The organism is Nocardia sp. NPDC057227 (assembly GCF_042669725.1).
Lineage (GTDB): Bacteria > Actinomycetota > Actinomycetes > Mycobacteriales > Mycobacteriaceae > Nocardia > Nocardia asteroides_A.
Genome location: NZ_JBHUXA010000023.1, coordinates 22,152 through 35,159, shown reverse-complemented (window position 1 = coordinate 35,159; position 13,008 = coordinate 22,152). Strand labels below are relative to the sequence as shown.

Genomic DNA, 13,008 nt, shown 5'->3' with positions numbered 1-13,008 from the left:
CGGCTAACGTTGGGTCATGACAGGACCGATGCCGCTCACCCTCGCCTCGATCCGCCGCGCGCCGAAGGCGCTGCTGCACGACCACCTGGACGGTGGCCTGCGCCCCGGCACGGTGCTCGAACTGGCAGGCGAGTGTGGCTACGACGAGCTACCGGCCGCCGACGCGGCGAGCCTCGCCACCTGGTTCCGCGATGCCGCCGACAGCGGTTCGCTGGAGCGCTACCTGGAGACCTTCGCGCACACCGTCGCCGTCATGCAGACCCCGGAGGGGCTGCGCCGGGTCGCCCGCGAGTGCGTCGAGGACCTCGCCGCGGACGGCGTGGTCTACGCCGAGGTGCGCTTCGCGCCGGAGCAGCACCTGGCCCGCGGCCTCACCCTGGACGAGGTGGTCGAGCACACCCTGGCCGGCTTCCGCGAGGGCGAGGAGCTGGTCGCGGCGGCCGGCGGCCGGATCACCGTGGTCTGCCTGCTCACCGCCATGCGGCACGCGGCCCGCTCGCGCGAGATCGCCGAGCTCACCGTGCGCTTCCGGGATCGCGGCGTCGGCGGCTTCGACATCGCCGGCGCCGAGGTGGGGTACCCGCCCACCCGGCACCTGGACGCCTTCGAGTACATGCGGGCCAACAGCGCGCACTTCACCATCCACGCGGGCGAGGCATTCGGCCTGCCATCGATCCACGAGGCGCTGGCCTACTGCGGCTGCGACCGGCTCGGCCACGGGGTGCGGATCACCGACGACATCTCCGTGCCCGGCTCGGTCGCCGACGCCGAGCTGGGGCTGGTGGCGAAGTACGTGCGGGACACCAGGATCCCGTTGGAGCTCTGTCCCTCGTCCAATGTGCAGACCGGCGCCGTCCCCTCGCTGGACAAGCACCCGTTCGACCTGCTCGCCCGGCTCCGCTTCCGGGTCACGGTGAACACCGACAACCGGCTGATGAGCGACACCACCATGAGCAAGGAGATGCTCAAGCTGGTGCAGACCTTCGGCTACGGCTGGAGCGATCTGGAGCGCTTCACCATCAACGCGATGAAGTCGGCGTTCATCCCGTTCCCGGACCGGCTGAAGATCATCGACGACGTGATCAAGCCGGGCTACGCGGTGATGCTCGGCTAGCGGCTCACTTCCGCTGGTCGAGCTTGGTCTCGAACCAGGTCTCCAGCTCGCGCCACGCGGTGGCCTCGGCCTGGAACGGCGGGCTCGGGGCCAGCCGGGTCGGGTCCGGGTTGAGCAGGTAGGAGACGTACCAGCCGAGCGGGGTGGAGGGGGCGAGCGCCTTCTCCACCGCGTCGTCCTCGGCGTAGTCGGCGGCGTCGGTGAAGAGCTCGACGGCGAGGTCGAGCTGGTCGACGTCGACGGTGAGCGGGCCCTCGCCGAGGTCGTCGCCGAGACCGGGGAGCACGTAGACGTTCTCGTCGGTGACCTCGACCTCCAGCGAGCCGTCGGTGGCCGCGGTCTGCACCTCGTCGTAGGTGCTCACCCGGGCCAGGTCGTGCTCGTGGTCGTCGGCGAGGTGCCTGGCCAGCGCCCGCTCCGAGTCGAAGACCGCGATGGAGCCGCCGCGGCCGAGGAAGATCGGCTCGTCGTCGAGGTAGCAGCGCAGGGTGAACCAGGTGCCGTCGGCGGTGATGATCTTGACCGGGTCGATGCCGACCTCGGCCCAGAACGACTCGTCCTCGTCGTCGTCGCTGTCGTCGGCGTCCTCGTCGTCGGCCTTGGTCAGATCGACGGCCTCGAACTCCTCGCTGTCCGCGGCGTCGTCGGCGTCGACCACGTTCTCCTCGGCGGCGAGCAGCTCGGCCTCGGCCACCGCGACCGCGTCGGCATCCACCTCGGGCGACTTCACCACGCTGTCGATGGCGTCGAGCACGTTGTCCCAGCCCTTGGCGATGGCGGCGCCGATCTGGTCCCAGAGCTCCTCGCCGTCGCGCCCGGTGAAGGCGTTCGGCCCGCCGGGCAGCGCGCCGAGCACCGGGTTCCCGCCGAAGAACTTGGTGACGGTGTCCAGCTCGCAGACCTCGCCGATATTGCGCACCATCTCGAGCGTGTCTTCCAGCTCGGCGACGGTGTCGGAATCCGGGTCGGCCGCGGCCAGCTCGGGAACCCCGACCAGGTCGAAGCTGTGCTCCTCCTCCGGCTCCAGCTCCGCCGCGGACAGCGCGGCCACGACCTTCCAGGCCGGATGCTCGACGAGATCGTTGTCGGAGTCGGTGCGGATGAACGCGGCGAGCTCCGCGACGGACTCGAATCCGTACAGGCTGTCCTCGTGCCCGAGGAACGCCTCCCACTCGTCGTCACCGTCCCGCCAGCGCGGTGCCCAGAGGGTGACGAGATCGCCATCGGTCAGACCGAGCTCGATCGGGACGATGTCTCCAGAAGCCATGGGCGGAAGCCTATCGACCTTCCGGCTCAGGCACTATCCCGCCTGCCCCGGCCCGGCCGCGGCACCGGGAGCCGGCTCGGGGGCGAACGACTCGTTCAGTGTCGCAACGACCTTCGAGCGCTGCCCGCCCGCCTCCTCGGCGGCCTGCCTGCACGCCCAGACGATGAGCCTGCCCACCTCGGCGGGGGAGAGCGCGGTGACGGCCTCGGAGAGCCGCAGCGCGGTGAGCGCGCCGTCGCTGTCCACCTCGACCTCGACCGCGCCGTCCTCGGTGGCGAACCGGCCGCGCACCTGCTTCAGCCCGTGCAGCGCCGCCTCCAGCGCCTCCAGCTTGCTGGTCGCCTTCGCGACCAGCGCGTCCATCTCCGCGCTCATACCGGCCTCATCCAGCTCGTCGGGCCGGTGTCCGCGTCGTCCATCCGGTCGAGTTCGTCCACCGCCTGGTTGCGGGTGGGCAGGCCGAGCCGGTCCAGGATGTCGGCGGGCATGCCCGCCTCGGTCAGCGCCTCGCGCCGCTTGGCCTTTGCCGCGATGGTTGAGCGCTTGGTGAGCCGCAGGATCTCGTCGGCGAGCGCCTGCGCGCCGTACCGGTACTCGCTGCGCTCGAAGCCGATCTCCACCGGCATGCCCTGGTCGGTGGCGCGCACCGTGATGGTGCCCGCGCGATTGCTGCTGGCCGCCACGGTGACCGGCGGGACGCCGGGCTCCCGCTGCTCGCTCATGTGGTCGGCCTGTAGAAGCCGTAGAAGTCCATCCCCGAATTCTCCGTTCGCACCGAACTGATCTGGACCGGGTCACCGGCCTCGACGAACTGGCCGTTGCCGATCACCATCGCGACGTGCCCGTCCCAGATCGCCAGGTCGCCCGGCATGAGGTCGCCCGCCGAGATCTGGGTGGCGCCGCTGCCCTGCTCGGCCGCGAGCCGGGGCAGCTCGACCCCGGCCTCGCCGTAGGCGTACTTGGTGAGCCCGCTGCAGTCGAGCCCGGCGCCGGGGGAGTTGCCGCCCCAGACGTACGGGGTGCCGACCGTGCCGAGCGCGGCCTGCACCGCGGTGGCGGCCTGCTCGTTCGGCGCCTCGACCTTGCTGCCGTCCGGCAGCGTGATCTCCACGCCGTCGCGGGTCGGCGCCGCGGCGCCGGTGTCCGGCTGCGTGGTGCTCGGCGACGGCGTGGTGGCCGACGGCGTCGCCGCCTTCGACGCCTCGGTGACCAGCGGGTTGTTCATCACGGTGCTGAGCAGTGACCCGGCGCTGCTCGCCAGCCCGCTGGCCCCGGAGAGCAGCTGCTGCGGGATCCCGGACGAGGCGAGGGTGGAGGCGAGCGAGGTGGATGGCGGCGGCGTGAGCCCGCTCATGCTCGCGGTGTGCGTGTCCAGCTCGCCCTGTACCCGCCCGACCACACCGACCGCCTGGTTGATGTGGTCGATGGCGGAGCCGATCACCGCGGTGATCCCGGGCGGGGTGGCGATGGCCGGGCCGAGCGCGGTGGCGGTGGAGACGAAGGACTGCAGGATGCCGCTGAGATCCTTCTGCCCGCTCTCCACCTCGGCGGCGGCCTGGTTCACCACGGTCGCCATCTCGGTGTTGCTGTCCGAGATCGTCGCGGCCGAGGTCTGCACCCGGAGCGCCTTGGCGGTGGTGGCGTCGGCGGCGGTGCCGTCCCACGCGGTGTTCACCTGGTTGATGCTGGTGCGGCCGAGCTCGTGGATCCGGTCGACCGCGGCGGAGGTGGCGCGTAGCGCGTCGGCAGGGCCGCCCGCGGGCAGCACGCCGGAGCCGAATGAATTCAGCAGGTCGACCAGCGGTTTCGCCAGTGCGTCGATGTCGATCACGCGCTCACCCGTTCGGATCGACGGGCGCGATGGCGGCCGCGCTGCCGAGCTCGGTGTCCACGATGGCGCCCGCCGCGGCCGTGGCCGCCCCGCCCATGCTGGTCAGTACCGCGGAGAGCTGGCCGATGGCGGCGACCTGGCCCGCGTGCGCCGCGGCGTACGCGGCCATGAAGTCACCGCCGATCAACCCCATGATCGGGCCGAGCAGCGCGGGCCCGGCCCCCGCCGCCGACGTGCCCGCCGCGGCCATCTCCCCGGCCATGACTTGCGCGGACGCACCGTAGGCGACGATGCCATCGGTATCCGCCGACGTCTTGTCCATAACAGCCCCCCATCCGTTTCCCAGGCAGAGTACGTCATTCACTCTCTTCGACGCGCCCGCTCGGCCGCCGGTTCCCTGGCTCGGCGCCGAATTTCCCCGCGGCGACCTTATCGTTCCATCATGCGCACCCACACCGTGGACCATCCGCTGGCCGCCGCCCTGCTCACCACGCTGCGCGACGCGCGCACCGTGAACGCCGAGTTCCGCTCCGCGCTGCGCGATCTCACCGGGATCCTCGTCTACGAGGCGCTGCGCGACGCCCCGGTCACCCGGTTCGACGTCACCACCCCGGTCTCGATCGCCGAGGGCACCCGGCTCGCCGCGCCGCCGCTGCTGGTCCCGGTGCTGCGCGCCGGGCTCGGCATGGTGCACGCCGCCGCGGGGTTCGTGCCGGACGCCAGGATCGGCTTCGTCGGCATGGCGCGCGACGAGGTGACGCACGAGCCGGTGCCCTACATGGAGTCGCTGCCAGAGGACCTCTCCGACGTGCCGGTCTTCGTGCTCGACCCGATGCTCGCGACCGGCGGCTCCATGCGGCACACGCTGGAACTGCTGGTGGCGCGGAAGGCGCGGGACATCACCGCGCTCTGCGTGGTCGCCGCGCCGGAGGGCATCGCCACGCTCGGCGACTCGGGGTTGCCGGTGCGGCTGGTGACCGCCGCCATCGACACCGGCCTGAACGCCGACGCCTTCATCGTCCCCGGCCTCGGCGACGCGGGCGACCGCCAGTTCGGGCCGCGCTGATCCCGTTCAGCGGGGTTGCAGGGCGGTGCAGAATTCGCGCAGGGCGGCCAGGCGTTCGGCGGCGGCCTTCCTGACGTCGGGAAGGGCGGTGGCGTCGGGGACCGGGCGGACGACCTCGAGGTAGCACTTGAGCTTGGGCTCGGTGCCGGAGGGGCGCACCACGATCCGGTCGCCGTCGCCCTCGAGGACGAGGGCGTCGGTGCGCAGCGGGCCGCGGGTGGCGGCCAGGTCGGTGTAGCGCACCGGCGCGCCCGCGACCCGCTCCGGCGGGGCGGTGCGCAGCGCGGCGACGACGGCCGCCGCGGCGTCCTGATCGGCGAGCCGGAGCGAGACCTGGTCGCCCGCGTGCACGCCGAACTCGACGGCGTAGCGATCCAGGTCGGCGAGCAGGGTGCTGCCCGCGGCGCGGCGCCTCGCCACCAGGTCGGCGGCGAGCACGGCCGCGGAGACGCCGTCCTTGTCCCGGACGGCGGCCGGGTCGACGCAGTGCCCGATGGCCTCCTCGTAGGCGTAGACCAGCCCGTCCCCGGCCCTGGCCAGCCACTTGAAGCCGGTGAGCGTCTCGGCGTAGCGGGCGCCGCGCGCGGCGGCGACCCGGCCGAGCAGCCGGGAGGAGACCAGGGTGGTCGCGACCAGGGCGTTCGCCGGGGCGGTGCGCAGCACGTCGGCGCCGAGCAGCACGCCGGTCTCGTCGCCGCGCAGCATGCGCCAGCCGTCCGGGCCGGGCAGGCCGACGGCGCAGCGGTCGGCATCCGGGTCGAGCGCGATCGCCAGGTCAGCCCCGACCCGCTCGGCCAGCGCGAGCAACAGGTCGGCCGCGCCCGGCTCCTCCGGGTTGGGGAAGGCGACGGTGGGGAAGTCCGGGTCCGGCTCGAACTGCTCGGGCACCACGTGCACGTCGTCGAAGCCTGCCGCGGCAAGTGCGCGCAGCGCCACCGCGCCGCCGACGCCGTGCAGCGGGGTGAGCGCGATCCGCACCGGCGCGCGCTCGCCGGGCCCGCCGATCCGCCGCGGGATCCCGGCCACCCGATCCAGGTACGCGGCGAGCGCACCGCCGTCGGCGGGGGCCACCGCGGTCCGCGGGATCGGCTCGGTGACGGCCAGGATGGCGCGCTCGATCTCGGTGTCGGCCGGGGCGACCAGTTGGGCGCCGCCCTCCAGGTAGACCTTGTAACCGTTGTCCGCGGGCGGGTTGTGCGAGGCGGTGATCTGCACTCCGGCCACCGCGCCGGTGGCGCGCACCGCGTGCGCGAGCACCGGGGTCGGCAGCGGCTCAGGCAGCAGCGTCACCGGGAATCCGGCCGCGGCGAGGATCTCCGCGGTCACCGTGGCGAACTCCGCCGACCCGTGCCTGGCGTCCCGGCCGACGACGACGCGCCCGCCGCCGAGGCAGCGCTCGCGCAGCCAGGCGGCCAGCCCGGCGGTGGCGCGCGCGACGGTCACCGCGTTCATGCCGTCCGGCCCGTCCCGCAGCGGGCCGCGCAGCCCGGCGGTGCCGAAGCGCAGCATCTAGAGCCGCTCCAGGATGCCGCGCAGCAGCTTGCCGAGCCGCGGCGCGGCGGCATTGCCCTCGGCCAGCACCTCGGCGTGCGAGAGGTTGGCCCCGGTCACCCCGGCGGCCAGGTTGGTGACCAGCGAGATCCCGAGCAGCCGGACGCCGAGCGCGCGCGCCGCGATGGCCTCGAGCACGGTCGACATGCCGACCAGGTCGGCGCCGATGGTGCGCAGCATCCTGATCTCGGCCGGCGTCTCGTACTGCGGGCCGATCAGCCCGGCGTACACCCCGTCGGCGAGGCTCGGATCGACCTCGCGGGCCAGCGCGCGCAGCTCCGGATCCCAGGCGTTCACCAGGTCGACGAAGGTGGGGCCGGTGAGCGGGGTGCGGGCGGTGAGGTTGAGGTGGTCGGCGATGAGCACCGGCTCGCCGACGGCCATGCCGTCCCTGATCCCGCCCGCGGCATTGGTGAGCAGCACGGTCTCCGCGCCCGCCGCCACGGCGGCGGTCAGCGGGACGACCACCTCGGCGGGGGAGTACCCCTCGTACAGGTGCTGGCGGCCCATCAGCAGCAGCACGTCGGTGCCGCCGACCCGCACCGAGTGCACGGTGCCGACGTGGCCCTGCGCGGTCGGCATGCCGAAGCCGGGTAGCTCCGGCATCGGCACCGACGCGGTCGGCGTTCCGATCTCCGCGGCCGCGTCCTGCCAGCCCGACCCGAGCACCACCGCGACGCGGTGGCGCGCTACCCCTGTCCGCTCGGCGATCGCCGCGGCGGCCTCTTCGGCAAGCATGGGGTCACGATAGTCGGGGGCGGTGCGCGGATCGGCTCCGGTGTGGCGCCGGTCACCGCCCTGCCTCGGCTACCCGTCGGTAAGGTCCCCCGGTTACGCTGCCCGCATGCCGTATCTGGAGCGCCGGGGTGACGTGTTCGTGCTGTACCTGGGATCGGAGGAGCAGAACGCGGCGGACGAGGAGAACCGCTTCCACCCGGACGTGCTCGCCCGGCTGAACGCGCTGCTCGACGAGGTCGAGGGCTCCGCGGGGCCCGCGGCGCTCGTCACCACCGCCACCGGCAAGTTCTTCAGCAACGGCCTGCACACCGACTGGCTCTTCGCCAACCCCGGCGAGATGCACGGCTACCTGGACAGCGTGCACGCGCTCTACACGCGGCTGCTCACCTTCCCGCTGCCCACCGTCGCCGCCGTGAACGGCCACGCCTTCGGCGCGGGCGCCATGCTCGCCACGTCGCACGACTTCCGGGTCATGCGCGCCGACCGCGGCTACTGGTCACTGCCGGAGATCCACCTCGGCATGCCCTTCACCGTCGCGATGAACGCGCTGCTCACGCACCGGCTCACCAACCAGGTCGCGGTCAAGGCGATGACCACCGGGCACCGCTTCGGCGCCGACGAGGCGATCTCGGCGGGGATCGTGGACACCAAGGCCGGGGCGGACAGCGTGCTCGACATCGCGGTCGAGCAGGCCGCTGGGCTCGCCGCCAACCGTAAGCCGAACCTGGCCGTCATCAAGCGTGCCCTGCACGGCGCCGTCCTGGCGGACCTCGCCACCCCCACCACCCCCGAGAACCTCGCTTTCGGTGTTTGATTGTCGCGCCTTCGGGGGCTCACGTCCGAGCGGTCGAGACTCGCGCCTGCGGCGCATGCGCTTCGACCGCTCGGACGCGAGCCGGGCGCGCAACCGTTCCGCTCACGCTGGGTTGAACGGGCGGTAACCACCCGGGTAGTGCCAGACTGGTCGGCATGCCTTCCACCGATGCACCGATCGACGGTTCCGTCGCGCGGGTAACTGCTTCGGTCGAGGCCGCGAAGGACCGGCTGGTCGGGCTCTCGCATGCGCTGCACGCCGATCCGGAACTCGCCTTCGACGAGGTGCGCAGCACCGCGCGGACGATCGAACCGCTGCGCGAGCGCGGCTTCGCGGTGCGCACCGGGGTCGCCGGGCTGCCCACCGCCTTCCGCGCGGTCTACGGCAGCGGCGAGCTGACCGTCGGGCTGTGCGCGGAGTACGACGCGCTGCCTGAGATCGGCCACGCCTGCGGGCACAACGTCATCGCGGCCGCCTCGGTCGGCGCCGCGCTCGCGCTCGCCGACGTCGCCGACGAACTCGGGCTCACCGTCGTCGTGCTCGGCACCCCGGCCGAGGAGAGCGGCGGCGGCAAGGTGATCATGCTCGACCACGGCCTCTTCGACGACCTGGCGCTGGTCATGATGGTGCACCCGGGCCCGTTCGACGTGGTCGGCGCGCGCTCGCTGGCGCTCAGCGACATCTCGGTGCTCTTCCACGGCCGCACGGCGCACGCCAGCGCGGCGCCGGAGCGCGGCCGCAACGCAGGCGACGCCGCCACCGTCGCCCAGGTGGCGCTCGGTCTGCTGCGCCAGCACCTCGGCCCCGGCCAGCAACTGCACGGTATAGTCAGCGACGGTGGCGTGGCCCCCAATATCGTGCCCGGACGTGCGGAATTGCTCTACTACCTCCGCGCGGCCGATTCCGCGTCCCTCGACGATCTGACGCGCCGGGCCTCGGATTGCTTCGCGGCGGGCGCCCTCGCCACCGGCTGCACCCACGAGATCCGGACGCTCGCGCCGACCTACACCGAGCTCACGCCCGATCCGGCCCTGCTCGCCGTGTACCGCGAGCAGATCACCGGCCTGGGCCGTACGCCGCTTCCACCGGAGTTCGAGGCGCAGCGGCCACTCGGCAGCACCGACATGGGCAACGTCACCAACATCGTCCCCGGCATCCACCCGGTGATCGGCATCGAGGCGGGTGGCGCCGTGACGCACCAGCCGGAGTTCGCCGCGGCGAGCGTCACCGCCTCCGCCGATCTCGCGGTGCGCGACGGAGCGGTCGCGCTGGCCTGTACCGCCGTGGCCGTTGCCCGCGATGAGCAACACAGGAGCAGTCTGTTGCAACGACTCGTTCGACGACAGGAGGACATTCGGTGAGCACGAGCGGTCATCTGGTGCGATCGGGCCGGAACGTGGTTGACACGTGGCTGGCCGAGCATCAGGTGGACCTGGTCCAGTGGCGCAGGCACATCCACGCGAACCCGGAGCTATCGAGGACCGAGTTCGCGACGACGGAGTTCGTCGCCACGTGGCTGACCAAGGCGGGGCTGGCGCCGCGCGTCCTACCCGGCGGCACCGGCCTGCTCTGCGACATCGGCCCGGACGGCCCGCGGATCGGGCTGCGCGCCGACATGGACGCGCTCCCGCTGCAGGAGTTCACCGGGCTCCCGTTCTCCTCCACCGTGCCCGGCGTCTCGCACGCCTGCGGGCACGACGCGCACACCAGCATCCTGCTCGGCACCGCGCTGGCGCTGGCCGAGGCCGAGCTGCCGGTCGGCGTGCGGTTCGTCTTCCAGCCCGCCGAGGAGGTCATGCCGGGCGGCGCGATCGATGTCGTCGCCACCGGGGCCATGCAGGGTGTCGAGCGGATCTTCGCGCTGCACTGCGATCCGCGGCTGGAGGCGGGCCGGGTCGGGGTCAGGGTCGGGGCGATCACCTCGGCCGCCGACACCGTCGAGCTGGTGCTCGACTCGCCCGGCGGGCACACCTCGCGCCCGCACCTGACCAGCGACCTGGTCTATGCCATCGGCACCGTCATCACCGGGCTGCCCGGGCTGCTCAGCCGCCGGATCGACCCGCGCACCAGCACCGTCATGGTCTGGGGTGCGGTGAGCGCGGGCAAGGCGCCGAACGCCATCCCGCAGACCGGCATGCTCACCGGCACGGTGCGCACCGGCGACCACGCCACCTGGGAGCTGCTGGAGCCGCTGGTGCGCGAGATCGTCGACGCGCTGCTCGCCCCGACCGGCGTGCGCTACCAGCTCAACTACCGGCGCGGCGTGCCGCCGGTGGTGAACGACGAGCGCTCCACCCGGATGTTCGAGGCCGCGATCAACGACCTCGGGCCGGGCGCGCTCGCCGACACCATGCAGTCCGGCGGCGGCGAGGACTTCTCCTGGTACCTGGAGGAGGTGCCGGGCGCGATGGCGCGGCTCGGTGTCTGGTCCGGCCGGGGCGACCCGCTCGACCTGCACCAGCCCACCTTCGACATCGACGAGCGCGCGCTCGCCGTCGGCGTGCGCGTGCTCACCAATATCGTGCTGCAGGCCGGGCGCTAGACCGAGAAGTTGCCCGGCCCGACGTTGCGGCTGTTCCTCGTCCGCAGCGCGTGCACGTAGTCGGCGGGGGCGCCCGCCTTCTCCGCCGCATCGGCCATCACGCCGATGTAGCGCGCGGAAGGCAGGCCGCCCTCGTACGCGTCGAGTACGTAGAGCCAGGCCAGCACCGGCTCGGAGCCGCTGCCGGTGCTCGGGGTGACGCGCAGCCGGATCTTCCGGTGGATGCCGAAGTCCGAGCCCTCCCAGCGGTCCAGCCGCTCCTCGTCCTCCGGGGAGACGTCGTAGAGCACGACGAAGACCCGCGAACCCGGCTCCTCGACGACGGTTGCCAGCGGGCCCTCCCAGCCGATGTCGTCACCGGCGAAGGTCAGCCGCCACCCCTCCAACCAGCCCGTTCCCGACAGCGGGGAGTGCGGACAGCGCTCTTGCATCTGTGTGGAGTCCATGTTGGATCCGTAGGCGGCGTATATCGGCACCCGGAGAGCGTATCCAATGTCGCCGCCGGGGCCACCGGGTCCCGGCGGACCGGCTCGACATCCGGCGCGGCGGGGTCGCCGCGCGGGCTGGCGAGCCGGTCCGAGCTCGGCCGATTACGGTTGTCCACGGAGCTCCGGAGATCCCGGGACCAGCAGCAGCGAGAGGTGACCCATGACCCGCATCGCGATCATCGGCGGCGGCCCGGCCGGCTACGAGGCCGCGTTGGTGGCGGCGCAGCACGGCGCGGCGGTGACGCTGATCGACTCGGACGGCATCGGCGGCGCCTGCGTGCTCTGGGACTGCGTTCCGTCGAAGACCTTCATCGCCTCCACCGGCATCCGCACCGATCTGCGCCGGGCCCGCGATCTCGGCATCACCCTCGACCCGAAGCAGGCCGGGGTGCGGTTGCCCGAGGTGAACCAGCGCGTCAAGGCGCTGGCGCTGGCGCAGTCGTCGGACATCCGCTCCAAGCTGCGGGCCGCCGGGGTCACCCTGCTGCCCGGGTACGGCTCGCTGCAGGAGCCGGTCGGCCGGGCCGAGCACCGGGTGCTGGTGCGTGACGGCGACGGCGCCGAGCAGACGGTCGACGCCGAGGTGGTGCTGATCGCCACCGGCGCGAGCCCGCGGGTGCTGCCCGGCGCGGAGCCGGACGGCGAGCGCATCCTGACCTGGCGGCAGCTCTACGACCTGGCCGAGCTGCCGGAGACCCTGGTCGTGGTCGGCTCCGGCGTCACCGGCGCCGAATTCGTCTCCGCCTACACCGAACTCGGCGTCCAGGTGAAGCTGGTCTCCAGCCGCGACCGGGTGCTGCCCGGCGAGGACGCGGATGCCGCGCTGGTCCTGGAGGACGCGCTGGCCGAGCGCGGGGTCGAGCTGGTCAAGCACGCGCGGGCGGACGCCGTCGAGCGCACCGCCGACGGCATCGTGGTCACGCTCTCGGACGGGCGCACGGTCACCGGGTCGCACGCGCTGATGACCGTCGGCTCCACCCCGAACACCGAGGGGCTCGGGCTGGAGAAGGTCGGGATCGAGCTGGACCGCGCCGGCTATCTGCGGGTGGACCGGGTCTCCCGCACGCCGGTCACCGGGATCTACGCGGCGGGCGACTGCACCGGGCTGCTTCCGCTGGCCTCGGTCGCCGCCATGCAGGGGCGGATCGCGATGTACCACGCGCTCGGCGAGGGCGTCAGCCCGATCCGGTTGAAGACGGTCTCCTCCGCGGTCTTCACCAGGCCGGAGATCGCCACCGTCGGCGTCAGCCAGACCGCGATCGACAACGGCGAGACGCCCGCGCGCACCGTCATGCTGCCGCTGAACACCAACCCGCGCGCCAAGATGTCCGGGCTGCGCCGCGGTTTCGTGAAGATCTTCTGCCGCCCGGCCACCGGCGTGGTGATCGGCGGCGTCGTGGTGGCGCCGATCGCCTCCGAGCTGATCCTGCCGATCGCGCTCGCGGTGCAGAACAACCTGACCGTGAACGACCTGGCCCAGACCTTCTCGGTCTATCCCTCGCTCACCGGCTCGGTCATCGAGGCCGCGCGACAGCTCATGCGGCACGACGATCTGGACTGAGCGTCCCGCGAAAAGCAGGTGTCACCTGCGTGAACA

At 72.7% G+C, this 13,008-nt stretch carries 14 protein-coding genes; 6 read left to right on the top strand and 8 right to left on the bottom strand.

Annotated features, from left to right (window positions below):
- The first annotated feature begins 16 nt into the window (after positions 1-16).
- Positions 17-1,114: an adenosine deaminase gene (locus tag ACFUJ1_RS26465; protein WP_378649777.1), complete on the top strand. Its 1,098-nt coding sequence runs from the start codon at positions 17-19 to the stop codon at positions 1,112-1,114.
- Positions 1,115-1,118: 4 nt separating this feature from the next.
- On the opposite strand, the gene ACFUJ1_RS26460 is transcribed toward ACFUJ1_RS26465, so the two are convergent.
- The 5 genes from ACFUJ1_RS26460 to ACFUJ1_RS26440 are packed head-to-tail and all read right to left on the bottom strand — an operon-like array spanning position 1,119 to position 4,534.
- Entirely contained in the window at positions 1,119-2,381 is a 1,263-nt protein-coding gene (locus ACFUJ1_RS26460) for a primosomal protein (protein ID WP_378649775.1), read from the bottom strand.
- 33 nt (positions 2,382-2,414) lie between these two features.
- Entirely contained in the window at positions 2,415-2,756 is a 342-nt protein-coding gene (locus tag ACFUJ1_RS26455) for a YbaB/EbfC family nucleoid-associated protein (RefSeq protein WP_378649773.1), read from the bottom strand.
- Complete coding sequence (locus tag ACFUJ1_RS26450; RefSeq protein ID WP_378649771.1) at positions 2,753-3,103, bottom strand: hypothetical protein; 351 nt, start codon at positions 3,101-3,103, stop codon at positions 2,753-2,755. The genes ACFUJ1_RS26455 and ACFUJ1_RS26450 overlap by 4 nt, the downstream gene beginning before the upstream one ends.
- Positions 3,100-4,212 carry a C40 family peptidase gene (locus ACFUJ1_RS26445; RefSeq protein ID WP_378649769.1) on the bottom strand — a complete coding sequence of 371 codons (1,113 nt, stop codon included), beginning with the start codon at positions 4,210-4,212 and terminating at the stop codon, positions 3,100-3,102. The genes ACFUJ1_RS26450 and ACFUJ1_RS26445 overlap by 4 nt, the downstream gene beginning before the upstream one ends.
- A gap of 4 nt (positions 4,213-4,216) precedes the next feature.
- Positions 4,217-4,534 carry a hypothetical protein gene (locus ACFUJ1_RS26440; protein WP_378649767.1) on the bottom strand — a complete coding sequence of 106 codons (318 nt, stop codon included), beginning with the start codon at positions 4,532-4,534 and terminating at the stop codon, positions 4,217-4,219.
- Positions 4,535-4,654: 120 nt separating this feature from the next.
- On the opposite strand from ACFUJ1_RS26440, the gene upp reads away from it, so the two are divergent.
- Positions 4,655-5,278 carry a uracil phosphoribosyltransferase gene (gene upp / locus ACFUJ1_RS26435; RefSeq protein WP_378649765.1) on the top strand — a complete coding sequence of 208 codons (624 nt, stop codon included), beginning with the start codon at positions 4,655-4,657 and terminating at the stop codon, positions 5,276-5,278.
- Positions 5,279-5,284: 6 nt separating this feature from the next.
- Here the strand turns inward: upp and ACFUJ1_RS26430 are convergent, their stop codons facing one another.
- Entirely contained in the window at positions 5,285-6,787 is a 1,503-nt protein-coding gene (locus ACFUJ1_RS26430) for a phospho-sugar mutase (RefSeq protein ID WP_378649764.1), read from the bottom strand.
- A complete protein-coding gene (locus ACFUJ1_RS26425; protein ID WP_378649763.1) occupies positions 6,788-7,567 on the bottom strand; it encodes a purine-nucleoside phosphorylase in 780 nt (259 codons plus the stop codon). It abuts the gene before it with no gap.
- Positions 7,568-7,673: 106 nt separating this feature from the next.
- Between ACFUJ1_RS26425 and ACFUJ1_RS26420 the strand changes: the two genes are divergently transcribed.
- The 3 genes from ACFUJ1_RS26420 (at position 7,674) to ACFUJ1_RS26410 (ending at position 10,923) form a co-directional block, all read left to right on the top strand.
- Complete coding sequence (locus tag ACFUJ1_RS26420) at positions 7,674-8,381, top strand: enoyl-CoA hydratase-related protein (RefSeq protein WP_378649762.1); 708 nt, start codon at positions 7,674-7,676, stop codon at positions 8,379-8,381.
- Between the two features lie 155 nt (positions 8,382-8,536).
- The gene (locus ACFUJ1_RS26415; protein ID WP_378649761.1) at positions 8,537-9,742 is read left to right on the top strand and encodes a M20 family metallopeptidase; all 1,206 of its coding nucleotides are present in this window, start codon (positions 8,537-8,539) and stop codon (positions 9,740-9,742) included.
- A 35-nt stretch (positions 9,743-9,777) separates the two neighbouring features.
- Positions 9,778-10,923 carry a M20 family metallopeptidase gene (locus ACFUJ1_RS26410; RefSeq protein ID WP_378649760.1) on the top strand — a complete coding sequence of 382 codons (1,146 nt, stop codon included), beginning with the start codon at positions 9,778-9,780 and terminating at the stop codon, positions 10,921-10,923.
- Here the strand turns inward: ACFUJ1_RS26410 and ACFUJ1_RS26405 are convergent.
- Positions 10,920-11,399, bottom strand: a complete 480-nt coding sequence (locus ACFUJ1_RS26405) for a gamma-glutamylcyclotransferase (protein WP_378649759.1) — start codon at positions 11,397-11,399, stop codon at positions 10,920-10,922. The two genes, ACFUJ1_RS26410 and ACFUJ1_RS26405, sit on opposite strands and share 4 nt — an antisense overlap.
- A gap of 172 nt (positions 11,400-11,571) precedes the next feature.
- On the opposite strand from ACFUJ1_RS26405, the gene ACFUJ1_RS26400 reads away from it, so the two are divergent.
- Entirely contained in the window at positions 11,572-12,972 is a 1,401-nt protein-coding gene (locus ACFUJ1_RS26400) for an NAD(P)H-quinone dehydrogenase (protein WP_378649758.1), read from the top strand.
- Positions 12,973-13,008: the final 36 nt, after the last annotated feature.

Bases quoted from the DNA above. Each gene is read 5' to 3' on its own strand.
- ACFUJ1_RS26465 (WP_378649777.1), top strand. From the start codon at position 17: ATGACAGGACCGATGCCGCTCACCCTCGCCTCGATCCGCCGCGCGCCG.
- ACFUJ1_RS26460 (WP_378649775.1), bottom strand. From the start codon at position 2,381: ATGGCTTCTGGAGACATCGTCCCGATCGAGCTCGGTCTGACCGATGGC.
- ACFUJ1_RS26400 (WP_378649758.1), top strand. From the start codon at position 11,572: ATGACCCGCATCGCGATCATCGGCGGCGGCCCGGCCGGCTACGAGGCC.
- upp (WP_378649765.1), top strand. From the start codon at position 4,655: ATGCGCACCCACACCGTGGACCATCCGCTGGCCGCCGCCCTGCTCACC.
- ACFUJ1_RS26430 (WP_378649764.1), bottom strand. From the start codon at position 6,787: ATGCTGCGCTTCGGCACCGCCGGGCTGCGCGGCCCGCTGCGGGACGGG.
- ACFUJ1_RS26450 (WP_378649771.1), bottom strand. From the start codon at position 3,103: ATGAGCGAGCAGCGGGAGCCCGGCGTCCCGCCGGTCACCGTGGCGGCC.
- ACFUJ1_RS26415 (WP_378649761.1), top strand. From the start codon at position 8,537: ATGCCTTCCACCGATGCACCGATCGACGGTTCCGTCGCGCGGGTAACT.
- ACFUJ1_RS26440 (WP_378649767.1), bottom strand. From the start codon at position 4,534: ATGGACAAGACGTCGGCGGATACCGATGGCATCGTCGCCTACGGTGCG.
- ACFUJ1_RS26420 (WP_378649762.1), top strand. From the start codon at position 7,674: ATGCCGTATCTGGAGCGCCGGGGTGACGTGTTCGTGCTGTACCTGGGA.
- ACFUJ1_RS26425 (WP_378649763.1), bottom strand. From the start codon at position 7,567: ATGCTTGCCGAAGAGGCCGCCGCGGCGATCGCCGAGCGGACAGGGGTA.
- ACFUJ1_RS26455 (WP_378649773.1), bottom strand. From the start codon at position 2,756: ATGAGCGCGGAGATGGACGCGCTGGTCGCGAAGGCGACCAGCAAGCTG.